This window comes from Salmonella sp. SAL04202 (genome assembly GCF_046550775.1).
GTDB classification, from domain to species: Bacteria; Pseudomonadota; Gammaproteobacteria; order Enterobacterales; family Enterobacteriaceae; genus Salmonella; species Salmonella enterica.
In genome coordinates, this window is sequence record NZ_JBGDXK010000005.1 from 98,725 (window position 1) to 121,109 (window position 22,385).

At 54.9% G+C, this 22,385-nt stretch carries 24 protein-coding genes; 12 read left to right on the forward strand and 12 right to left on the reverse strand.

Features of this window, described 5'->3' with window-relative positions; all coding sequences use genetic code 11:
- Position 1: 1 nt before the first annotated feature.
- The 4 genes from livG to livK are packed head-to-tail and all read right to left on the reverse strand — an operon-like array spanning position 2 to position 4,135.
- The gene (gene livG, locus ACLJQJ_RS18530) at positions 2 to 769 is read right to left on the reverse strand and encodes a high-affinity branched-chain amino acid ABC transporter ATP-binding protein LivG (RefSeq protein WP_000082083.1); all 768 of its coding nucleotides are present in this window, start codon (positions 767 to 769) and stop codon (positions 2 to 4) included.
- Positions 766 to 2,043, reverse strand: a complete 1,278-nt coding sequence (gene livM, locus ACLJQJ_RS18535) for a branched chain amino acid ABC transporter permease LivM (RefSeq protein WP_000803764.1) — start codon at positions 2,041 to 2,043, stop codon at positions 766 to 768. Before livM ends, livG begins: the two co-directional genes overlap by 4 nt.
- Positions 2,040 to 2,966 (reverse strand): high-affinity branched-chain amino acid ABC transporter permease LivH, encoded by a 927-nt coding sequence (gene livH / locus ACLJQJ_RS18540; RefSeq protein ID WP_000003007.1) that lies wholly within the window; start codon positions 2,964 to 2,966, stop codon positions 2,040 to 2,042. The genes livM and livH overlap by 4 nt, the downstream gene beginning before the upstream one ends.
- Before the next feature lie 59 nt (positions 2,967 to 3,025).
- Positions 3,026 to 4,135, reverse strand: coding sequence for a high-affinity branched-chain amino acid ABC transporter substrate-binding protein LivK (gene livK, locus ACLJQJ_RS18545; RefSeq protein ID WP_000822983.1), 1,110 nt, complete (start codon positions 4,133 to 4,135; stop codon positions 3,026 to 3,028).
- A 420-nt stretch (positions 4,136 to 4,555) separates the two neighbouring features.
- Here livK and panM point away from each other — a divergent pair, with 420 nt between their 5' ends.
- A complete protein-coding gene (panM, locus tag ACLJQJ_RS18550; RefSeq protein WP_000778873.1) occupies positions 4,556 to 4,939 on the forward strand; it encodes an aspartate 1-decarboxylase autocleavage activator PanM in 384 nt (127 codons plus the stop codon).
- The gene (locus tag ACLJQJ_RS18555) at positions 4,917 to 5,051 is read left to right on the forward strand and encodes a hypothetical protein (RefSeq protein ID WP_063808784.1); all 135 of its coding nucleotides are present in this window, start codon (positions 4,917 to 4,919) and stop codon (positions 5,049 to 5,051) included. Before panM ends, ACLJQJ_RS18555 begins: the two co-directional genes overlap by 23 nt.
- An 83-nt stretch (positions 5,052 to 5,134) precedes the next feature.
- Here ACLJQJ_RS18555 and livJ read toward each other — a convergent pair whose 3' ends face one another.
- The 5 genes from livJ to ftsY form a co-directional block, all read right to left on the reverse strand.
- On the reverse strand, positions 5,135 to 6,238 hold the full coding sequence (gene livJ / locus ACLJQJ_RS18560; protein WP_020437707.1) for a branched chain amino acid ABC transporter substrate-binding protein LivJ: 1,104 nt from the start codon (positions 6,236 to 6,238) through the stop codon (positions 5,135 to 5,137).
- Between the two features lie 321 nt (positions 6,239 to 6,559).
- Positions 6,560 to 7,414 (reverse strand): RNA polymerase sigma factor RpoH, encoded by an 855-nt coding sequence (gene rpoH, locus ACLJQJ_RS18565; RefSeq protein ID WP_000159621.1) that lies wholly within the window; start codon positions 7,412 to 7,414, stop codon positions 6,560 to 6,562.
- 245 nt (positions 7,415 to 7,659) lie between these two features.
- On the reverse strand, positions 7,660 to 8,715 hold the full coding sequence (gene ftsX, locus ACLJQJ_RS18570; protein WP_001081707.1) for a permease-like cell division protein FtsX: 1,056 nt from the start codon (positions 8,713 to 8,715) through the stop codon (positions 7,660 to 7,662).
- Complete coding sequence (gene ftsE, locus ACLJQJ_RS18575; protein WP_000617729.1) at positions 8,708 to 9,376, reverse strand: cell division ATP-binding protein FtsE; 669 nt, start codon at positions 9,374 to 9,376, stop codon at positions 8,708 to 8,710. Before ftsE ends, ftsX begins: the two co-directional genes overlap by 8 nt.
- Positions 9,377 to 9,378: 2 nt before the next feature.
- The gene (gene ftsY, locus ACLJQJ_RS18580) at positions 9,379 to 10,854 is read right to left on the reverse strand and encodes a signal recognition particle-docking protein FtsY (protein ID WP_063808783.1); all 1,476 of its coding nucleotides are present in this window, start codon (positions 10,852 to 10,854) and stop codon (positions 9,379 to 9,381) included.
- A 125-nt stretch (positions 10,855 to 10,979) separates the two neighbouring features.
- On the opposite strand from ftsY, the gene rsmD reads away from it, so the two are divergent.
- Together rsmD and ACLJQJ_RS18590 are read left to right on the forward strand one after the other, a co-directional pair.
- Positions 10,980 to 11,576: a 16S rRNA (guanine(966)-N(2))-methyltransferase gene (gene rsmD / locus ACLJQJ_RS18585; protein ID WP_000743275.1), complete on the forward strand. Its 597-nt coding sequence runs from the start codon at positions 10,980 to 10,982 to the stop codon at positions 11,574 to 11,576.
- Positions 11,566 to 11,835, forward strand: a complete 270-nt coding sequence (locus ACLJQJ_RS18590) for a DUF1145 family protein (protein WP_000906757.1) — start codon at positions 11,566 to 11,568, stop codon at positions 11,833 to 11,835. The genes rsmD and ACLJQJ_RS18590 overlap by 11 nt, the downstream gene beginning before the upstream one ends.
- Positions 11,836 to 11,856: 21 nt before the next feature.
- On the opposite strand, the gene ACLJQJ_RS18595 is transcribed toward ACLJQJ_RS18590, so the two are convergent.
- Positions 11,857 to 12,228, reverse strand: a complete 372-nt coding sequence (locus tag ACLJQJ_RS18595; protein ID WP_000042855.1) for a DUF2500 domain-containing protein — start codon at positions 12,226 to 12,228, stop codon at positions 11,857 to 11,859.
- 141 nt (positions 12,229 to 12,369) lie between these two features.
- Here ACLJQJ_RS18595 and ACLJQJ_RS18600 point away from each other — a divergent pair, with 141 nt between their 5' ends.
- From ACLJQJ_RS18600 to tcp, 3 genes are all read left to right on the forward strand, one after another.
- Positions 12,370 to 12,996: a lysoplasmalogenase gene (locus tag ACLJQJ_RS18600; protein ID WP_000964735.1), complete on the forward strand. Its 627-nt coding sequence runs from the start codon at positions 12,370 to 12,372 to the stop codon at positions 12,994 to 12,996.
- Positions 12,997 to 13,076: 80 nt separating this feature from the next.
- Complete coding sequence (zntA, locus tag ACLJQJ_RS18605; RefSeq protein ID WP_063808782.1) at positions 13,077 to 15,275, forward strand: Zn(II)/Cd(II)/Pb(II) translocating P-type ATPase ZntA; 2,199 nt, start codon at positions 13,077 to 13,079, stop codon at positions 15,273 to 15,275.
- Positions 15,276 to 15,471: 196 nt separating this feature from the next.
- Positions 15,472 to 17,115, forward strand: a complete 1,644-nt coding sequence (gene tcp / locus ACLJQJ_RS18610; RefSeq protein ID WP_063808781.1) for a methyl-accepting chemotaxis citrate transducer — start codon at positions 15,472 to 15,474, stop codon at positions 17,113 to 17,115.
- Positions 17,116 to 17,138: 23 nt separating this feature from the next.
- Here tcp and tusA read toward each other — a convergent pair whose 3' ends face one another.
- Positions 17,139 to 17,384, reverse strand: a complete 246-nt coding sequence (gene tusA / locus ACLJQJ_RS18615; protein WP_001541054.1) for a sulfurtransferase TusA — start codon at positions 17,382 to 17,384, stop codon at positions 17,139 to 17,141.
- A gap of 169 nt (positions 17,385 to 17,553) precedes the next feature.
- Here tusA and ACLJQJ_RS18620 point away from each other — a divergent pair, with 169 nt between their 5' ends.
- Positions 17,554 to 18,219 carry a 7-cyano-7-deazaguanine/7-aminomethyl-7-deazaguanine transporter gene (locus ACLJQJ_RS18620; protein WP_000187489.1) on the forward strand — a complete coding sequence of 222 codons (666 nt, stop codon included), beginning with the start codon at positions 17,554 to 17,556 and terminating at the stop codon, positions 18,217 to 18,219.
- A gap of 72 nt (positions 18,220 to 18,291) precedes the next feature.
- On the forward strand, positions 18,292 to 18,849 hold the full coding sequence (locus tag ACLJQJ_RS18625; protein ID WP_001245277.1) for a DcrB family lipoprotein: 558 nt from the start codon (positions 18,292 to 18,294) through the stop codon (positions 18,847 to 18,849).
- Between the two features lie 3 nt (positions 18,850 to 18,852).
- Here the strand turns inward: ACLJQJ_RS18625 and ACLJQJ_RS18630 are convergent, their stop codons facing one another.
- Positions 18,853 to 20,112 carry an MFS transporter gene (locus ACLJQJ_RS18630; protein WP_001576500.1) on the reverse strand — a complete coding sequence of 420 codons (1,260 nt, stop codon included), beginning with the start codon at positions 20,110 to 20,112 and terminating at the stop codon, positions 18,853 to 18,855.
- Positions 20,113 to 20,201: 89 nt separating this feature from the next.
- Between ACLJQJ_RS18630 and ACLJQJ_RS18635 the strand changes: the two genes are divergently transcribed.
- The 3 genes from ACLJQJ_RS18635 to nikR all read left to right on the forward strand — a co-directional run bounded on the left by ACLJQJ_RS18635 (position 20,202) and on the right by nikR (position 22,374).
- Entirely contained in the window at positions 20,202 to 21,251 is a 1,050-nt protein-coding gene (locus ACLJQJ_RS18635) for an AI-2E family transporter (RefSeq protein ID WP_000179589.1), read from the forward strand.
- 51 nt (positions 21,252 to 21,302) lie between these two features.
- Positions 21,303 to 21,881, forward strand: a complete 579-nt coding sequence (gene acpT, locus ACLJQJ_RS18640; protein ID WP_045342439.1) for a 4'-phosphopantetheinyl transferase AcpT — start codon at positions 21,303 to 21,305, stop codon at positions 21,879 to 21,881.
- Positions 21,882 to 21,972: 91 nt separating this feature from the next.
- Positions 21,973 to 22,374, forward strand: coding sequence for a nickel-responsive transcriptional regulator NikR (nikR, locus tag ACLJQJ_RS18645; RefSeq protein WP_001190057.1), 402 nt, complete (start codon positions 21,973 to 21,975; stop codon positions 22,372 to 22,374).
- The last annotated feature ends 11 nt before the right edge of the window (positions 22,375 to 22,385 follow it).

Sequence of the window (22,385 nt, forward strand, 5' to 3'; positions counted from 1 at the left end):
CTTATGCCTCACCCAGATAAGCGCGGATGACGTCCGGGTTGTTGCGGATCTCTTCCGGCGTGCCGTTCGCCAGCGGCGTGCCCTGGTTCACCACGTAAATGCGATCGGAAATGCCCATCACCAGCTTCATATCGTGTTCAATCAGCAAGATAGTGGTGTTGTGATGGTTACGTAGTTCGGCAATCAGCTCATCCAGCTCTTTGGTCTCTTTCGGGTTAAGGCCAGCCGCCGGTTCGTCGAGCATCAGAATTTCTGGCTGCGTCACCATGCAGCGGGCAATCTCCAGCCGGCGCTGGTCGCCGTAGGCCAGATTACTGGCCTGGCGGTTGGCATGTTCCAGCAGGCCAATACGCTCAAGCCAGGTCGCCGCGCGGTCCAGCGCTTCGCTTTGCGCGCGGCGGAAAGCGGGCGTTTTCAACAGGCCGGAAAAGAGGCCCGTTTTCAGTTGCTGGTGCTGCGCCACCAGCAGGTTTTCAATCACCGTCATTTCGCGAAACAGACGCACATGCTGGAAAGTACGTACCACGCCCATGCGGGCGATCTGCTGGCCCGGCAATCCTTCCAGATGCCGCTCGCGCAACGTGATCGTACCGCCTGTCGGCTTATAGAAACCGGTCAGGCAGTTAAACACCGTCGTTTTACCCGCGCCGTTAGGGCCAATCAGCGACACAATTTCCCGCTCACGCAATTCCAGCGATACATTGTTGACCGCCAGCAAACCGCCAAAGCGCATCATCAGGCCGTTAACCGCTAATAATGGCTGACTCATGCCTGCTCTCCTTTCGCCTGACCACTTTTCAGCTTCAACTGCGGACGCGTCATCGGCAGCAATCCCTGCGGGCGCCAGATCATCATCAACACCATTAAACCGCCGAGCATCAACATGCTGTATTCGTTGAAATCGCGCATCAACTCGCGCGACACCACCAACAGAACCGCCGCCAGGATCACCGCAAACTGCGAGCCCATGCCGCCCAGCACCACAATCGCCAGCACGAAGGCGGATTCGGCGAAGGTGAAGGATTCCGGGCTGACAAAGCCCTGGCGGGCGGCAAACAACGTCCCGGCGAAACCGGCAAACGCGGCGCTGATAGTAAAAGCGGTCAGCTTGATGCGCGTCGGGCTTAAACCTAATGAGCGACAGGCGATCTCATCTTCACGCAACGCTTCCCACGCCCGGCCCAGCGGCATACGCAGCAGGCGGTTAATGACAAACAGCGACAGGACCACCAGCAACAGGGCCACCAGATAGAGGAAAATGACCCGGTCGGATGGGTCGTACTTCACGCCAAAGAAATTGCTGAAGGTATCCCAGCCGCCTTCGCGGGTGTTGCGGCTAAACTCCAGACCAAACAGCGTCGGTTTGGGGATCTGACTGATGCCGTTCGGGCCGCCGGTAATTTCAGTGTTGTTGAGCAGCAGGATACGGACGATTTCGCCGAAGCCGAGCGTCACAATCGCCAGATAGTCGCCGCGCAGACGCAGTACCGGGAAGCCGAGCAGGAAACCGGCGGCGGCGGAGACCAGTCCCGCCAGCGGCAGGCAGGTCCAGAAACCCAAACCATAATAGTGGTTGAGCAGCGCAAAGGTATAAGCGCCGATGGCGTAAAAGCCGCCGTAGCCCAATACCAGCAGGCCGGACAGCCCCACCACCACGTTCAGCCCCAAACCGAGGATGATATAAATCATGGTCATGGTGGCGATATCGACGCTACCGCGCGACACCATAAACGGCCACGCCACGGCGATAACCAGCAGCGCCATCAGAAACAGCTTTTGCTTAACGGTAGAACCATCGATCGCCGGCAGAATAAACTTCGGTCCGGAGACGTGCTTCACCGCTTTCTGGAACATCGGACGCAGCAACTGAAAGAAAAAAACCACTGCCGTACCGATAAAGATCCACTGCCAGCGGATGTCGGCGGCGGTATCCACCACCAGTTTGGTGCCGTCCAGCTCCAGTTGTACGCCCATGAAGACGCCAGCCAGAACGAAGAACATCGCCGCAGAGAACAGAGCCATCGCAATATGCATCGGTTTCATACTTTCTCTACCTCCGGACGCCCCAGGATACCGGTCGGCATCACCAGCAGTACCAGAATCAGCAGAGCGAACGATACGACATCTTTATATTCGGTACTTAAATATGCAGACGAGAGCGCTTCGGCGACGCCCAAAATCAGACCGCCGATCATCGCGCCCGGAATGCTGCCAATCCCGCCCAGCACCGCCGCGGTGAACGCTTTCATCCCGGCCATAAAACCGATGTAGGGGTTAATTACGCCATAGAACTGACCGAGTAGCACGCCCGCCACCGCCGCCATTGCCGCGCCGATAACAAACGTTAGCGCAATGACGCGGTCAGTATTAATGCCGAGCAGGCTGGCCATTTTCAGATCCTCCGCGCAGGCGCGGCAGGCGCGGCCCATCCGGGAGTAGCGAATGAAAATGGTGAGCGCCAGCATAGCCAGAAAGGTGACTATCCAGATAACCGCCTGCATGGTGGTGATGGACGCGGAAAAGTTTTCGCTGCTGCCCACAATCCACTGGCCGTTAAACAGGCTGGGTAACGCCACGTCGCGCGAACCTTCCGTCAGGCTGACGTAGTTTTGCAGGAAGATGGACATCCCGATGGCGGAAATCAGGGCAATCAGGCGCTTGGAGTTGCGCACGGGCCGGTAAGCGACTCGCTCGATACTCCAGCCGTAGGCGCTGGCAATAATAATCGCGCCGATAAATCCAGCGGCCACCAGGAGCCAACTGGTGTCTATTCCCATCATCATTAGCGCGGCGATGATCATAAAAGAGACGTAGCTGCCGATCATATACACCTCGCCATGAGCGAAGTTGATCATGCCGATAATGCCGTACACCATCGTATAACCGATAGCAATCAGCGCGTAGGTGCTCCCCAGCGTGACGCCGTTAAACATCTGCTGCAAGAAATAGAGAAACTGCTCGGACATAAGGTAACCTTTTTAAACCCGCCCGGCGTGCGGGCGGTGGGATAACTTATCTTCTGGCATTACTTCGCGACGGTTGACGAGCCGTCGGCGTGCCACTGGAAGACGCCAAATTCAAATCCCTTAAGATCGCCTTTTTCATCCCATTTCAGCGGCCCAATAACGGTATCAGCCCCGTTCGCTTTAAGATCTTTCACCAGATCCAGTGGAGCATGGCTGGCGCTACGCGTCATTGCGGTCGCCAGTGACTGGACGGCGGCGTAGGTGATCCAGACATACGGACCGCTGGGATCTTTCTTGTCGGCTTTCAGCGCCTCAACAATCGCTTTATTCGCCGGGTCCTGGTCATAACGTTTTGGCATCGTCACCAACATGCCTTCCGCCGCACCGCCCGCAATATTGGACAGCGACGCGTTACCCACGCCTTCCGGCCCCATAAATTGCGTTTTCAGGCCATTAGCCCGCGCCTGGCGCAGCATCTGCCCCATTTCCGGGTAGTAGCCGCCGTAATACACAAAGTCGATATTCTCTTTTTGCAAGCGAGCAATCAGGGCGGAGAAATCTTTTTCACCGGCGGTAATACCATCAAAAAAGACAATATTGGCATTGCCCTGCTTCAGGCCATCCTGCACGGAGCGCGCCAGTCCTTCGCCGTATTGCTGTTTATCGTGAATGATAGCGATGCGCTGCGGTTTCACCGTTTCCAGGATGTATTTCGCGGCCGTTGGCCCCTGGGAGGAGTCCAGGCCGGCGGTACGCATAATGTACTGATAGCCGCGCTGGGTCAGCTCCGGGTTAGTCGCCCCCGGGGAGATCATCAGAATACCTTCATCTTCATAGATATCGGATGCTGGCTGAGTAGAAGAAGAACACAAGTGACCAATAACGTACTGAATACCGTCGTTAACGATTTTGTTGGCCACCGCCACCGCCTGTTTTGGATCGCAGGCATCATCGTACTCTACGCCGACCAGCTTATCGCCTTTAATCCCGCCTTTCGCGTTGATGTCTTTAATGGCCTGGCGCGCACCGTTAAATTCCATATCGCCCCATTGCGCTACCGGGCCGGACATTGCCCCGACTATGGCGACTTTAATATCATCTGCCATTGCCCCCTGCGAGACTGCTAATGCAACCATCCCTGCGATTATCGTTTTCGCTTTCCGTTTCATGTGCCTGTATCCCCATTCGTGATGTTATATGTTTTGTTTTTTGCTGGTTAAAAAGCAGACTGTACTTTTTATAAATGGTGCGCTTTTTACTGACTCATTAATGAGTTAGCGCAGCATTTAAAGCATAATAAGATTAAAATCTCTATTTTTCAGTCTATTAAGAAAAGATAATATTCTGCTTTTCGCTATAGATAAACAAAAAAAGCACGCTTGTCAGCATAAAATAACGGCATATTAAGTGGAATAATTCACTAGCATTCAGGGAATTATGCTGCCTGTTTTCCATTCTCTAATGCTTCAAACTGTAATTATCGTTGTTAAAAAATTAATAACCTGGTAAATGACACAAAAAAGAGAAAGCATCTGGCCTGCCTGTTTCGGTACACTGATCGCATCTTTTGAAATCGGGACAAGCCGTCGATGAAGCTGACCATTCTTCGTTTAGAACACTTTAGCGCTCAGGATCAGATCGATCTGGGCAAAATCTGGCCGGAATATTCCGCCTCCTCATTAAGCGTAGATGAAACGCACCGGATTTATGCCGCGCGGTTTAACGAACGTTTGTTGGGCGCCGTAAGAGTGACGCTGAGCGGAACGCAGGGCGCGCTGGATTCCTTACGCGTGCGTGAAATCACCCGTCGCCGCGGCGTCGGGCAATACCTGGTAGAAGAAGTCATCCGCGATAATCCCAACGTCTCGTCGTGGTGGATGGCAGATGTCGGTGTTGAAGACCGTAGCGTGATGGCCGCGTTTATGCAGGCGTTAGGCTTTACCGCCCAGCATGACGGCTGGGAGAAGCGCTAAAAGAAAGCCGGATGGCGCTGACGCTTATCCGGCCTATATGCCGGGAGAAAAGATAAAAACCACCTCGCAATTTTCCAAGAATTTCGCGTTGCAGGCAGGCAGCAAGTTATGAAATCCCCGGGAGCTTACATAAGTAAGTGACCGGGGTTGAAGAACGTAGCCAACGCACCTGCAGCGCGAAAGGCGCCAGGAAAATTACTTAGCGTCTGTCGCCGTACCATTCGCATGCCAGTCAAACACGCCGAACTCAAATCCTTTCAGATCGCCCTTCTCATCCCACGACAGCGGTCCCATTACGGTGTCGACCGTGGCGCCTTTCAGGTATTTGGCGATTTCCGCCGGATCGTCGGAGTGGTTCAGCCCCGCCTGTAAGGATTGCAGCGCGGCGTAGGTGGTCCAGACAAACGCGCCGCTAGGATCTTGTTTCTTGGCTTTGATGGCATCCACAATCGGTTTGTTCGCTGGCACCTGATCGTAGTTCTTCGGTTTGGTGACCAGTAAGCCTTCCGCCGACTCTCCGGCGATGTTAGACAGCGAGACGTTCGCCACCCCTTCCGGCCCCATAAACTGGGTTTTCAGCCCTGCGGCGCGGGACTGGCGCAGGATCTGCCCCATTTCCGGGTGATAACCGCCGTAGTAGACAAAGTCGATATTCTCTTTTTTCAGACGCGCTACCAGAGTGGAGAAATCTTTTTCGCCGGCGGTGATGCCGTCAAAGAATACGACGTTAACGCCGCCTTTCTTCAGACCGTCCTGCACCGCGCGCGCCAGCCCTTCGCCGTACTGCTGCTTATCGTGGATAATCGCGATGCGCTGCGGTTTTACCTTCTCCAGAATATACTTTGCCGCCGTTGGCCCCTGGTCAGAGTCCAGACCGGTCGTGCGCAAAATCAGGTTATAGCCGCGCGCGGTCAGCTCCGGCGCGGTCGCCGCCGGGGTTATCATCAGGATGCCTTCGTCTTCGTAGATATCAGACGCTGGCTGTGTGGAAGAGGAGCATAAGTGACCGATAACATACCTGATGCCGTCGTTCACCACTTTGTTAGCGACAGCTACCGCCTGTTTCGGGTCACAGGCGTCGTCATATTTCACCGCGACGAGCTTATCGCCTTTAATACCGCCTTTCGCATTGATATCGGCAATTGCCTGCTCCGCACCGGTAAATTCCTGGTCGCCATACTGCGCCACCGGACCGGACATCGCGCCGACAACCGCGACTTTAATGTCCTCTGCGAATGCCATATGGCTTAATGACAGGGCGATACATCCTGCCAATAACGTTTTACCCTTCATATTCATCCTGATAATCCCCATTATTCTGGTTGTTACGTGTGTTGTGGTGTTATTGTTCAGCACTTTATTTCGATTATTGGCTAGCTACCCGTGCTTTAGCAGCATACTCTGCTAAAACATACCCGATTTTTATTATTTTGGAATAGCTAAATTTACATCCAGATAACAGATTTGTGTCGGTGGGGGGGAGGAAGGGCCCGTAGGCCAGATAAGCGAAGCGCCATCGGGCAAACGTATTGCCGGATGGCAGCGTAAACGCCTTATCCGGCCTACAAAAAACAAAACCCCCGAATTCACATTCGAGGGTTCATTGGCAATTCGCGAAGATTACGCTTCGATCGCAGCGCGAAGCTTTTTCATGGCGTTCTTTTCAAGCTGGCGCACACGCTCAGCGGAGACGCCGTAACGATCGGCCAGCTCCTGCAACGTAGACTTATTGTCTTCGTCCAGCCAGCGAGCGCGGATAATATCCTGGCTACGCTCGTCGAGCCCCTGCATCGCGTCGGTCAGTCGGTTAGCGGCCTGCTCTTCCCAGTTATCGTCTTCAATGCCGTCGGCAAAGTTAGACGATTTATCCTGCAGATACAGCACCGGCGCCATTGGCTGGCTGTCGGACTCATCGTCCGAAGACATGTCAAACGTCATGTCCTGCGCCGCCATACGCGACTCCATCTCACGCACGTCTTTACTGGAAACACCCAGTTCGCGCGCCACCATTTCAACCTCATCCTGATTAAACCAGCCCAGACGCTGCTTGGTTTTACGCAGATTAAAGAACAGCTTACGCTGCGCTTTCGTGGTTGCGACTTTAACGATACGCCAGTTACGCAGCACGTATTCGTGAATTTCTGCTTTAATCCAGTGTACGGCGAAGGAGACCAGGCGCACGCCTACTTCCGGGTTGAAACGACGTACGGCTTTCATCAGGCCGATGTTGCCTTCCTGGATCAAATCCGCCTGCGGCAGACCATAGCCCGCATAGTTACGAGCAATATGAACAACAAAGCGCAGGTGAGACAGGATCAGCGTTTTAGCTGCTTCCAGATCGCCCTGGTAATGCAGCCTTTCAGCCAATGCCCGCTCCTCGTCAGCCGATAACATCGGCCACGCGTTCGCCGCCCGGATATAAGATTCCAGGTTGCCAACAGGGGCTAAAGCTAAATTTTGCATTTCTTTGGTCATTCAAATCCTCTCAATCAGTATTGCCTGGCACCGTCAGCGAGCAACAACCGTGCCAAAGCCGATGAGCAACGAGAATATCATCCACTCTTTTATCAGACAGTGATTTTATCCACAAGTTCAATGTAACACTGTGCATAATTTACACACATAATGTGACATGAAGATGAAACGCGGGGAAGAGACAACAGGGACTCTTTCCCTGCGAACGGAAGCCCATTGCAGGGAAAGATTATACCACGATTTTATCAATCGGGAGTAAAGTGACGTAAATGTTGCACCGTGGCCAGCCAGGCGGCGATCCAGCCAATCATGGAACAGACCAGCAGCAGCAACAGGCACTCATCGAACGATAAGCCATTGAGATCAAACTTCGTGCCGAAGACCTGCGCCACTTCAGTCACCGCCGATGATAAACGCATCACCAAAATTTCAGACAATATCAGTGAAAGAAACGCGCCGGAAAAACCGAGCAACGCGCCGCCATAGAGGAACGGACGCAGGATAAAGCCATCGGTCGCGCCAATCAGCTTTTGCACGTTAATGGTATCGCGACGGGCAAAAATGCTCAGGCGCACGCTGTTGCCGATAACGAGGAAGACCGCCGCGACCATCAGCACGCCGATCATCGCCGACACGCGGCCCACCAGCCCGGTGAGCGCCGCCAGGCGCGCAAACCAGCTATCATCCATGCGGACTTCGTCAATGCCGTTAATCTGCGAGATACGGTCGCGCAGCGTATTAAGCGAGGCGGTACTCTGGAAGTCCAGCTTGGGGATCACCACCGCCACCGCCGGTAGCGGGTTCTCTTCCAGCATGTCCAGCGCGCCGCCAAAACCCGACCAGTTGCGGAATTCTCCCAGCGCGTCCTCACGGGACAGGTAGTTGACCTTCTCAACGCCCTGCTCGGCCTGAAGCTGCCCAACAACCCGTGCCGCCGCGTCATCATCCAGCGTTTTTTGCAGATAAACGGTGATCTGCGGCGACGGATAATACTGAGTCGCCGCCTGGTTGACGTTCTTATAGACCATGTAACAGACACTGGGCAGCGTCAGGGAGATGGCGATCACCATCACCGTCAGAAACGTCGCCAGCGGTTTGCTTTTCAGATCCTGCAGCGCGCCGTGCCAGGCATAGCGCACCTGTTCATTAAAGACATTCGTTTTACGTGAGTTCGGTTTCGGCGTCGGCTTCTGGCGTCCTGGCGCGTTGCGCCCGCCGCCTGTTCCGCCGCGAGACTTACGTAGTCGATCCAGCCGTCCGCCGAACTGCCTGATTTGGTTAATCGCGTCGCGCCTATTCATTGGCCAGGCCTCCATGCAGATGTCCATCGCTCAGGACGAGCTGCCTATAGGAACGACGGGAGATAAGTCCAATATCGTGCGTCGCCATCAGTACCGTCACCCCTACGCGGTTAAACTCTTCAAACAGACGTAAAATCCCTTCCGACAACGCGTCGTCCAGGTTCCCGGTCGGTTCATCCGCCAGCAATACCGCTGGCTTATTGACCACCGCGCGGGCGATGCCCACGCGCTGCTGTTCGCCTCCGGAGAGTTGAATCGGGAAGTTTCTCGCTTTGTCCAGTAGTCCAACCTTATCCAGCGCCGCTGACACACGACGACGGATATCATCGCCGCTGGCGCCGGCAATGATTAACGGTATCGCCACATTGTCATAGACCGTGCGATCCATCAGCAGATGGTGATCCTGGAAAATCATCCCAATCTGGCGGCGCAAAAACGGCACTTCGCGGTTTTTCAGGCGCGTAATATCATGCCCGCTGAAGAAGATTTTGCCGGCGCTGGGCCGCTCAATCCCACAGATTAGCTTCAGCAGGGTACTTTTCCCCGCGCCGGAGTGGCCGGTCAGAAACGCCATCTCGCCTGGCCGCATATGGAATGTCACTCCCTGCAGCGCTTGTCTCCCGCCGAGATAGGCCTTGCTGACATGTTCAAAGCGAATCATTGTTAATCCTCTCGGGCAAAAAGTGCCTCAATAAAATCGTCCGCCTTAAACGGACGCAAATCCTCGATACGTTCGCCCACGCCAATGTAACGGATAGGAATGCCAAACTGGTCAGCTACCGAGAAAATCACCCCGCCTTTCGCCGTACCGTCGAGCTTGGTCAGGGTAATACCGGTTAAGCCTACCGCTTCATGGAACAGTTTGGCCTGGCTTACCGCGTTCTGTCCGGTGCTGGCGTCAATGGTCAGCATAACTTCATGTGGCGCTTCTTCGTCCAGCTTTTTCATGACGCGAACGATTTTTTTCAGCTCTTCCATCAGGTGCGACTTGTTCTGCAGACGCCCTGCCGTATCGGCAATTAACACATCCACATTACGCGCCTTCGCGGCCTGGATAGCGTCAAAAATCACCGAGGCGGAGTCCGCGCCGGTATGCTGGGCGATAACCGGAATGTTGTTACGCTGTCCCCAGACCTGTAGCTGTTCGACCGCCGCCGCGCGGAAAGTATCCCCCGCCGCCAGCATCACTGATTTACCCTGCTGCTCAAACTGGCGCGCCAGTTTACCGATAGTGGTGGTTTTACCCACGCCGTTCACGCCAACCATCAGAATAACAAAAGGCGTTTTACCTTCAATATTAAGCGGTTCGTCTACCTTCGCCAGAATCTCGCCCATCTCGTCTTTCAACAGACCATACAGCGCCTCGGCATCTTTAAGCTGTTTGCGGCTGGCGCCTTCCGTCAGATTAGCGATAATCTTACGCGTGGTTTCCACCCCGACATCAGCGATGAGCAACTGCTCTTCCAGCTCCTCGAACAAATCATCGTCGATTTTCTTGCCGCGGAACAGACTGATAAATCCGGAACCGAGATTTTCTTTGGTTTTCAGCAGGCTGCGTTTCAGGCGGGCAAAGAAACCTTCTTTAGTCGGTTTTTCCTGTTCCTGAACGATCGCTTCCACCGGCGCGTCTTCTTCCACCGGCGGAACAACCATCACCGCCTCTTCCGCCGCCTGAGCGGCCAGCGCCTGCGCTTCCAGCTCTTCGTCGGTGAATTTCGCCGCGTTTTCGCCCTCTTCTTCTACCGCGGCAATGACCTCTACGGTTTCCGCTTCGGCCTGCCACTCTTCCGGCGAGATAGCCTCGTCTTTGACCTCTTCCGGCAGCGGCAATTCCTCGCGTTCCACCGCGATCTGCGGCGCTGCCATCTCAATGGCCGTCGCGGGCTCCGGCTCTACCGGCTGCGGTTTTTCGCTCTCCTGAACTTTCTCAGTAACGTCCACCACCTCTTCCGCAAAGGCTTCTGTTTCTGCTTTGCTGTGCGCGGGCGTTTGCGCGTCTATGTCTGCCGCCGTTTCAACAGGGGGCTCAACCGGTCGTTGTTCCTCAACAATCTGCTGTTCTTCGGTCTGTTCCTGCTTCTGCTCTTTATCACCGAAGCCCAACCAGGAAAAGAAGCCACGTTTTTTCTGTTTTGCCATCTGCGACTACACCCCTCGCGGCGCTATATACATGGAAGCTAAAAAAATGATGAAATAGTCTATCACTTAACTTAATTCACATCACCGCCTGGAATAACTTGCAACAGGCGGTTCGAGCAAGAGAAATGAAAAAACCGACTCACTCTGGCAGCGGCCAAATCCGCATTATTGGCGGGCAATGGCGTGGCCGTAAATTACCGGTTCCGGACAGCCCGGGTCTGCGTCCCACCACCGATCGCGTGCGCGAAACGTTATTTAACTGGCTGGCTCCGGTAATGGTAGACGCCCATTGTCTGGATTGCTTTGCCGGCAGCGGCGCGCTGGGTCTGGAAGCGCTATCGCGTTATGCGGCCCAGGCAACGTTACTGGAAATGGATCGCGCCGTATCGCAGCAGTTGCAAAAAAATCTGGCGACGCTGAAAGCCAACAATGCTCGCGTCGTCAATACCAATACTCTGGCCTTCCTCAGCCAGCCGGGAACGCCGCATCACGTCGTCTTTGTCGACCCGCCGTTTCGTAAAGGGCTGCTGGAAGAGACGTTACAATTGCTGGAAACCCAGGGATGGCTGGCCGACGACGCGCTAATCTACGTAGAAAGCGAGGTGGAAAACGGTCTGCCGCCCGTTCCGGCGAACTGGGCATTGTATCGAGAAAAGGTGGCCGGACAGGTCGCTTATCGTCTGTATCAGCGCGACGCGCAAGGAGAAAATGATGTTGATTAATCTGGGCCGCTTATTAATGCTCTTCGTGTGGGCATTTTTGATTCTTAATCTGGTGCATCCCTTCCCGCGCCCGCTCAATATCTTCGTCAACGTAGCGTTGGTGTTCATGGCGCTGATGCACGGTATGCAACTGGCGCTACTGAAATCAACGATACCGAAAGCGGGTCCGCAGATGACGACGGGAGAGAAAATCCGCATTTTCCTGTTCGGCGTGTTTGAGCTGCTGGTCTGGCAGAAGAAGTTTAAGAACAAAAAATAACGTTTGCTGCCGGATGACGGTTTATTCGTTATCCGGGGTACGGCTAACAAACCCGACGAACCGCGTTCCCTTATAGCTTAGCGTACCTTGATCGCCCACCGTCAAAGCGTGGTACTGCTGCGCTTGTAAACGGAACGTTTTTTCCAGACCGCCATTGAGAGGCTTAAAACTGGCCTCATAGCGCATACTGGTTCCCGCCGGGCTCACTTCCTGCTGGCGAGAGCGTCGGTCGTTAACCGGCTTCTCCCGTTTATTGCTGACCACGACCTGCTTTTGCTGTAACGGCGCCGCCTCATTAGCGGCTTTTTCCCGCCGTTGCTGAACGAAGCGGAACGACGCGGCAACTACGATTAATGCGATGATTATAATGAAGAAAAGCGGTGGCTTACTCATACTGTTAACCTGTCAGAAAATGCGGAAATAAGCATACCCTGCCCGTTATAGTGTTGTCATCTGACCGTCACGGCCTCTACACTGAATAATAGAGCCGCAAGCATACCGTTTGCGAAAAAATAACGAATTCAAGGAATTAAGATGCTTTGGTCGTTTATCGCTGTCTGCCTGTCCGCATGGCTGTATGTGGACGCCTCCTATCGCGGGCCAGCCTGGCAACGCTGGGTTTTTAAGCCCGTCACGTTATTACTATTACTGTTACTGGCCTGGCAAGCGCCGATGTTTGACGCCATCAGTTATCTTGTGTTGGCCGGGCTGTGCGCCTCGCTGGTCGGCGATGCGTTAACGCTCTTACCGCGTCAACGCCTGCTGTACGCCGTCGGGGCATTTTTCTTATCGCATCTGCTCTACACCATTTACTTTGCCAGCCAAATGACGTTGTCGTTCTTCTGGCCGCTGCCGCTGGCGTTACTGATAGTCGGCGCGTTGCTTATCGCCGTTATCTGGACGCGACTGGAGGAGCTACGCTGGCCGGTATGTACTTTTATCGCCATGACGCTGGTCATGGTCTGGCTGGCGGGCGAACTGTGGTTCTTCCGCCCAACGGCGCCAGCCCTTTCGGCCTTTACCGGCGCGACGCTGCTGTTCATCGGCAATATCGTCTGGCTGGGTAGCCATTACCGCCGCCGTTTCCGGGCGGATAACGCGATTGCCGCCGCCTGCTACTTTGCCGGACACTTCCTGATTGTTCGCTCGCTGTACCTGTAAATAATAGCGCTTGACTCTGGAGTCGACTCCAGAGTGTATCCTCCGGTTAATGAGAAAATTATCATCAACCGGAGGACGTTATGTCGACCCCTGATACCGATGGCAAAAAAGTCCCGCCCTTTACCTCCTTCAGATTAGCCCCGGCAATACAGAAGGCCGATAGCTGCTGCTGCGAAGAACATTGCGCGTCCAGCGCGCCTGTTTCTACTGCCGTGGCAGGCACGCGCTATACCTGGAAAATCTCCGGCATGGACTGCGCCGCCTGCGCCCGAAAAGTGGAGAATGCGGTACGCCAAATTCGCGGCGTCAACCAGGCGCAAGTGCTGTTCGCCACCGAAAAGTTAGTGGTCGATGCCGACGCCGACCTCCGCGCGCAAATTGAACGCGCCGTACAGAAGGCGGGTTATACCTTGCGTAGTGAAGATTCGCGCGACGCCGCGCCTGAATCTCGTCTTAAAGAGAACCTGCCGCTTATTACGCTGATCATTATGATGGCGATAAGCTGGGGGCTGGAGCAATTTAACCACCCGTTCGGCCAACTGGCCTTTATCGTCACCACTCTGGTCGGTCTGTATCCTATTGCCCGCCAGGCGCTGCGGCTGATGAAAAGCGGCAGTTGGTTCGCTATTGAAACGCTGATGAGCGTCGCCGCCATTGGCGCGCTGTTTATTGGCGCGACGGCGGAGGCGGCAATGGTATTGCTGCTGTTCCTTATCGGCGAGCGCCTGGAAGGATGGGCCGCCAGCCGCGCCCGTAAAGGCGTCAGCGCGTTAATGGCGCTTAAACCGGAAACGGCGACCCGTCTGCGCGACGGCGTGCGGGAAAAGGTCGCGATTAATACTCTGCGACCGGGCGATATTATCGAAGTCGCCGCCGGGGGGCGTTTACCCGCCGACGGTAAACTGGTCTCCGGTTTCGCCAGCTTTGATGAAAGCGCGCTCACCGGCGAGTCTATCCCTGTGGAGCGCGCAACGGGCGACAAAGTCCCGGCTGGCGCGACCAGCGTTGACCGTCTCGTCACCCTGGAGGTGCTATCTGAACCTGGCGCCAGCGCGATTGACCGTATCCTGACGCTGATTGAAGAGGCGGAAGAGCGCCGTGCGCCCATTGAGCGGTTTATTGACCGTTTCAGTCGCATCTATACGCCAGTCATTATGGTCATCGCGCTGCTGGTGACGCTTATTCCGCCGCTGATGTTCGATGGCGGCTGGCAGGAGTGGATTTATAAAGGGCTGACGCTGCTATTAATCGGTTGCCCGTGCGCGCTGGTGATCTCCACGCCCGCGGCCATTACCTCCGGGCTGGCGGCGGCGGCACGGCGCGGCGCATTGATTAAAGGCGGCGCAGCGCTGGAGCAACTGGGCCGTATCACGCAGGTCGCCTTTGATAAAACCGGTACGTTGACCATTGGTAAACCACGGGTGACGGCGATTCATCCGGCAAGCGGTATCAGCGAAGCTGAACTGTTGGCGCTGGCGGCAGCCGTAGAACAAGGCGCTACGCACCCGCTGGCGCAGGCTATTGTCCGCGAAGCGCAGACACGCGATCTGGCGATCCCGACGGCGGAATCGCAGCGAACGCTGGCCGGCACCGGGATTGAAGCGCAGGTTAACGGCGAACGTATTCTGATTTGCGCGGCGGGAAAACAGCCTGCGGCAGCGTTTGCCGGGCAAATTAGCGAACTGGAAAACGCCGGGCAGACGGTGGTTCTGGTGCTACGTAACGAGACCGTTGTTGGCGTCCTCGCCCTCCAGGATACGTTGCGTGACGATGCGCGCGACGCCATCCGCGAACTGCATCAGTTAGGCGTTAACGGCGTGATTCTGACCGGCGATAACCCACGGGCGGCGGCAGCGATTGCCGGCGAGCTGGATCTGGCGTTTAAAGCCGGGCTACTGCCGGAAGACAAGGTGCGGGCAGTCACCGCCCTTAACCAACAAGCGCCGCTGGCAATGGTGGGCGACGGCATTAATGATGCGCCCGCGATGAAAGCCGCCAGTATCGGAATTGCGATGGGCAGCGGTACTGACGTCGCGCTGGAAACGGCTGACGCCGCCCTTACTCATAACCGTCTGCGCGGGTTAGCGCAAATGATTACGCTGGCGCGCGCTACCCACGCGAATATCCGGCAGAACATCACCATTGCGCTGGGGCTGAAAGCCATTTTCCTGGTGACGACGCTACTGGGTTTTACCGGGCTATGGCTGGCAATCCTGGCGGATACGGGAGCCACGGTATTGGTGACTGCCAACGCGCTACGTTTGCTGCGTAAAAACTAATCTTCTCTCACCCGGCGGCGTGTCGCCGGGTTATCCCGCAGTATTCCTTTCTTTGTTCATATTATTCACGCGAAAATTATTTATTTTCTATTACTTATCAAACCATTAATCAGAAATAGCGTGATTTGATGTAAGGTTAATTTTTATCCAACCGATATTGATCATACCGTCTACAAAATAAGGAATGTTAGGCACTATGAAAAATATCAAAGTCATCACTGGCGTTATCGCGACGCTGGGCATATTTAGCGCCTTATTGTTGGTGACAGGAATACTGTTTTATTCCGCCGTCAGCAGCGATCGGCTGAATTTCCAGAATGCGAGCGCGCTGAGTTACCAACAACAGGAACTGGGCGGCAGTTTTCAGACATTGATCGAAACCCGCGTCACCATTAACCGCGTGGCGATACGCATGTTAAAAAATCAGCGCGATCCCGCCTCACTGGACGCCATGAACACGCTGTTAACCAACGCTGGCGCGTCGCTCAACGAAGCGGAAAAGCATTTCAACAACTACGTGAACTCCGAAGCGATCGCGGGGAAAGATCCGGCGTTGGATGCCCAGGCCGAAGCCAGCTTTAAGCAGATGTATGACGTTTTGCAGCAGTCTATCCACTATCTTAAAGCCGATAATTACGCCGCCTATGGCAACCTTGACGCGCAAAAAGCGCAGGATGACATGGAGCAGGTATATGACCAGTGGCTATCTCAAAATGCGCAATTAATAAAATTAGCCAGCGATCAGAATCAGAGCAGCTTTACCCAGATGCAATGGACGCTGGGGATAATTCTACTTATCGTACTCATCGTGCTGGCGTTTATCTGGCTGGGGCTGCAACGCGTTCTACTCCGCCCGCTGCAACGGATTATGGCGCACATTCAAACGATCGCCGACGGCGATCTTACCCATGAGATAGAGGCCGAAGGACGCAGTGAAATGGGCCAACTGGCCGCCGGTCTTAAAACGATGCAGCAGTCGTTAATCCGTACCGTCAGCGCGGTGCGCGATAACGCAGACTCTATCTATACTGGCGCAGGCGAAATTTCCGCCGGCAGCAGCGACCTCTCTTCCCGTACCGAACAGCAGGCCTCGGCGCTGGAGGAGACCGCCGCCAGCATGGAACAGTTAACCGCCACGGTACGGCAAAACACCGATAACGCACGACAGGCGACGGGTCTGGCGAAAACCGCATCAGAAACCGCGCGTAAAGGAGGACGCGTGGTGGATAACGTAGTGAACACCATGAACGATATCGCCGAAAGCTCGGAAAAAATCGTGGACATCACCAGCGTGATTGACGGTATCGCCTTCCAGACTAATATCCTGGCGCTGAACGCCGCGGTAGAAGCCGCCCGCGCCGGCGAACAGGGGCGAGGATTCGCGGTTGTGGCCGGAGAGGTACGCACGTTGGCCAGCCGTAGCGCGCAGGCCGCCAAAGAGATCAAAGTGCTGATTGAAAACTCCGTGTCGCGCATTGATACCGGCTCTACGCAGGTACGCGAAGCGGGAGAAACCATGAAAGAGATCGTCAACGCCGTGACTCGCGTGACCGATATTATGGGCGAAATCGCCGCTGCCTCCGATGAGCAAAGCAAAGGCATTGAGCAGGTGGCGCAGGCGGTATCGGAAATGGACAGCGTGACACAGCAAAACGCCTCGCTGGTAGAGGAATCCGCAGCAGCGGCGGCGGCGCTGGAAGATCAGGCTAACGAACTTCGTCAGGCGGTCGCCGCGTTCCGCATCCAGAAACAGCCTCGTCGGGAGGCGTCGCCGACGCCGTTAAGCAAAGGTTTAACGCCACAGCCCGCCGCAGAACAGGCGAACTGGGAAAGCTTCTAATCAGAATGTTATCTGCCGTGCGGTTAATGCGCTTTACGCAATAAATAGCGGTACGGCAGACCCTCCGTCTCTTGCGCCAGCAAATCGTGTTCCATAAAGGTACAGAACCCCGGAATATCACGCGTCGTCGCCGGATCGTCGGCGATAATCAGCAATGTTTCGCCAGTTTGCATGTTGCGCACCGTTTTGCGCACCATCATTACCGGTTCAGGGCAACGCAGCCCCAGGGCGTCAAGCGTATGGTCAGGGGAGGAAAACAGATCGCTCATCTTCGTCTCAATGGTAGAAAAACGGCGATATTTTACGCCCATCTTCGTCAGTAAGCCAGGCAGGTTAACGATTGCGTGAAAATTAGCCATTGCAATGCCAGCGCAAAACAGTATTATGCGGCGGTTCTTTATTGGGTTCCCTCACCCCATCCAACAAAAAGGTCACAATATGACTCCGTTTACACAATCACAGCGCATAAAAGCGTTGTTCTGGCTATCGCTATTCCATTTACTGGTGATCATTTCCAGTAACTATCTGGTGCAGCTCCCCATCACTATTTTTGGTTTCCACACGACCTGGGGCGCGTTTAGTTTTCCTTTTATTTTTCTCGCCACCGATCTTACCGTGCGTATTTTTGGCGCACCGCTGGCGCGCCGCATTATCTTCGCCGTCATGATCCCTGCGCTGCTGGTGTCATATGTGGTTTCATCGCTGTTCTATATGGGCGCCTGGCAAGGTTTCGCCGCGTTGGCGAACTTTAATCTGTTCGTCGCCCGTATCGCCGCCGCCAGCTTTATGGCCTACGCGCTGGGACAGATCCTTGATGTCCATGTGTTTAACCGCCTGCGCCAAAATCGTCGCTGGTGGCTGGCGCCGACCGCTTCAACGCTGTTTGGCAATATCAGCGATACCCTTGCCTTTTTCTTCATTGCGTTCTGGCGAAGCCCCGATGCCTTTATGGCCGGGCACTGGATGGAAATTGCGCTGGTGGATTATTGCTTTAAGGTGCTCATCAGCATTATTTTCTTCCTGCCGATGTACGGCGTTCTACTGAATATGTTGCTGAAAAAGCTGGCAGATAAATCTGAAATTTCCCCATTACCGGCAAGTTAAAGGTTCGTTTTCCGAGTTGTGATAAGATGAGCGAATGAGCCGTTATGGCCGTTTATCGAAAGGAAGAAGTCAATGCGCAATTTGGTTAAATATGCCGGTATTGGCCTGCTGGTTATGGGGCTTGCGGCCTGTGATAACAACGATACAAAAGCGTCGGCAGAAAGCGCCGCCGCAGAAAGCCAGGCCTCCGGTCAGCCCATCAGCCTGATGGATGGCAAACTCAGTTTCTCACTGCCGGCAGATATGACCGATCAAAGCGGTAAGCTGGGCACCCAGGCGAATAATATGCACGTTTATTCTGACCCGACGGGCCAGAAAGCGGTGATTGTTATTGTCGGCGATAATACCGATGAAGCGTTGCCGGTGCTGGCGAACCGCCTGCTTGAGCAACAGCGTAGCCGCGACCCGCAGCTTCAGGTGGTCACCAATAAGTCTATTGAGCTCAAAGGCCATACGTTGCAACAACTGGACAGCATTATCTCCGCGAAAGGCCAGACGGCGTACTCTTCCATCGTGCTGGGCAAAGTGGATAACCAATTGCTGACGATTCAGGTCACGCTGCCTGCGGACAATCAGCAAAAAGCGCAAACCACGGCTGAAAACATCATCAATACGTTAGTTATTAAGTAACCTTTACGATGATGATGCGGCCTCCGGCAGTGCAGACGGAGGCCGTTTTTTTAAGCGCCAGGTCAGCAATAGCGCCATCGCTACCAGCCCGGCCGCCGCCAGATAAATCACCGGCACGCCCGCCCAGGTCATCACCAGCCCCGCCAGCGGCCCGGTAACCCCCAAAGACATATCCATAAAGACGGTATAGGTCGCCAGCGCCGCGCCCTGGTTCTGCGGCGGCACGGCTTTGACGGCCACCACGCCCAGCGCCGGAAAGACCAGCGAAAACCCCATCCCCGTGAGTAAAACGCCGATTTTTGCCATCCACGGCATGGCTGCCGTCCCCACCAGTAACAGACCAATAATCTCCACGCCAAAGCAGATCATGGCGACATTCAACCCGCCTAAACGATTGATGCCGTTAGGGAACAGCAAACGCGTACCGACAAACGCGACGCTAAATAACGTGAGCGCAAAGGCGGCGCCATCCCAACCTTTAGCATCATAAAATAAGGTAATAAACGTCGCGATGACGCCAAACCCTGCCGAGGCCAGCGCCAACGCCATACCATACAGCCAGACACGCCCCAGCACCGCGCGAAACGGCAGCGGCTTGCCTTTGTTCGCCTTCACCGACGGACGTGGAAGGGCTAACAGTACCGCCAACAGCGCCACGCCCATCACCGTTAGCGCCAGTCCCTGTAACCCGCCCCAGGCATAACACAGCACGCCCAGCGGCGCGCCCATCGCCATTGCGCCGTAGGTGACGATACCGTTCCAGGAGATGACCCGACCAATATGCAACGACCCGACGACGCCGACGCCCCATAGTGTCGAACCGGTGCCGGCAAAACTTTGCCCAATCCCCAAAATCACGCGACCCAGCCCCAGTAGCAACAAACTGATCATCGGCCAGGCGCTGGCGATATCCGCCAGCAGGTAGCCGAGTCCGCTTAAAAAACAGCCGCATAAGCCAAAGACAACGATTTTTTTCGGCCCTAATACATCCGCATACCGCCCGGCATGGGGACGGCTTAACAGAGTGGCGAAGTATTGCAGGCTGATAATAAGCCCCGCCCAGAACGCGCTGAATCCCATCGCATCATGCACATAGCCGGGCAAGACGGCGAGCGGCAGGCCGATGGTCAGATAGCTGGCAAAGTTAAACATCACAATGGAGACAATACGCAGATTGAGGCGCAATCCGTTTAGCGCCGGTTCAGCGACGGGTTCGGGCATGAGTATCACCGCATTTTTACAACATGTTTTCTTTTCTATCATGGCGCGCGGTGAAAATCAGTAGTGAGATTCAGATTATCGGTATCAGGGCAGCCGCTACACTTAGAAAAAAACACAACAAGGAAAACTTCATGGCAACCGCTCAACCCGACAAAACGGGTATGCATATTCTGCTGAAACTGGCCTCCCTGGTTATTATTCTCGCCGGGATTCATGCCGCGGCGGATATTATTGTACAACTCTTGCTGGCGCTCTTTTTCGCCATTGTTCTTAATCCATTAGTGACCTGGTTTATTCGCCGGGGCGTGAAGCGACCGCTGGCGATTACTATCGTGGTGGTTGTCATGCTGATCGTGCTTACCGCGCTGGTGGGTGTGCTTGCCGCATCGCTTAATGAATTTATCGCTATGCTGCCTAAATACAGCAAGGAGCTGACGCGTAAGGTCTTACACCTTCAGGAGTTAATGCCCTTCCTGAATTTACATATGTCGCCGGAACGTATGCTCCGCGGGATGGACTCCGATAAAATCATGCTCTTCACCACAACATTAATGACCGGCGTATCGGGCGCGATGGCAAGCATTGTGCTGCTGGTGATGACCGTGGTTTTTATGCTGTTTGAGGTGCGTCACGTGCCTTATAAATTACGTTTCGCGCTAAACAATCCACAAATTCATATTGCCGGCCTGCACCGCGCCCTGAAAGGCGTCTCGCATTATCTGGCGCTGAAAACGCTGCTCAGTTTATGGACGGGCGCGATTATCTGGCTGGGACTGGCGTTAATGGGTATTCAGTTTGCGCTAATGTGGGGCGTACTGGCCTTTTTGCTCAATTACGTTCCTAATATCGGCTCGGTGATTTCCGCCGTTCCCCCCATGATTCAGGCGCTGTTATTTAACGGTTTTTACGAGTGCGTACTGGTCGGCGCGCTCTTTTTGGTGGTCCATATGGTGATTGGCAACATTATGGAGCCACGCATGATGGGCCATCGTCTGGGAATGTCCACGCTGGTGGTATTTCTTTCGTTACTGGTCTGGGGATGGCTATTAGGCCCGGTCGGGATGCTCTTGTCCGTTCCTTTGACCAGCGTCTGCAAAATCTGGATGGAAACCACTAAAGGCGGCAGCAAACTGGCGATCTTACTGGGGCCAGGCCGACCGAAAAGCCGTTTACCGGGATGAGGCGACAGATGCTACAATCTCCTCTTCTTCATAGGCAACGTTGGTCCTGATATGTACCAGATCGTTCTGGGAAAAGTGTCAACATTAAGCGCAGGTCAATTGCCCGACGCGTTAATCGCTCAGGCGCCGCAGGGCGTTCGCCGGGCAAGCTGGCTGGCCGGGCGCGTGCTGCTTTCCCGTGCGCTCTCGCCGCTACCGGAGATGGTGTATGGCGAACAGGGTAAACCGGCTTTTTCCGCCGGAACGCCGCTGTGGTTTAACCTCAGCCATAGCGGCGACACTATTGCTCTGTTGCTTAGCGACGAAGGTGAAGTCGGCTGCGATATTGAAGTGATCCGCCCGCGCGATAACTGGCGTTCGCTGGCAAATGCGGTATTCAGCCTCGGCGAACATGCTGAAATGGAAGCGGAACGTCCGGAGCGACAACTGACGGCCTTCTGGCGTATCTGGACGCGTAAAGAAGCCATCGTAAAACAACGCGGCGGCAGCGCCTGGCAAATCGTCAGCGTGGACAGCACGTTGCCCTCTGCCTTGTCGGTCAGCCAGTGTCAGCTCGATACGCTCAGTCTGGCAGTCTGTACCCCCACACCGTTTACGCTGACGCCGCAGACGATAACAAAAGCGTTATGACACATTAATTTTTCCCTCTGGCGGCGGACGTGTGTTACAAAATGCGGAGCTTCCCATGCGCCGACGCGCCATACCAAAAGGTTTAAGTCAGATGCAACGTGTCACCATCACCCTCGATGACGATTTACTGGAAACGCTGGACAGCCTGAGCCAGCGACGCGGCTATAACAATCGCTCCGAAGCGATCCGTGATATTTTGCGCGGCGCTCTGGCGCAGGAGGCCACCCAGGAACACGGTACACAGGGTTTCGCGGTACTTTCATATGTTTATGAACATGAGAAACGGGATTTAGCCAGCCGCATCGTCTCCACCCAGCATCATCATCATGATTTATCCGTCGCCACGCTGCACGTCCATATCAACCACGATGACTGTCTGGAGATCGCCGTTCTGAAGGGCGATATGGGCGACGTACAGCATTTTGCCGATGATGTTATCGCCCAGCGCGGCGTGCGCCACGGCCACTTGCAGTGTTTGCCGAAAGAAGACTAACGCCGGGGGCG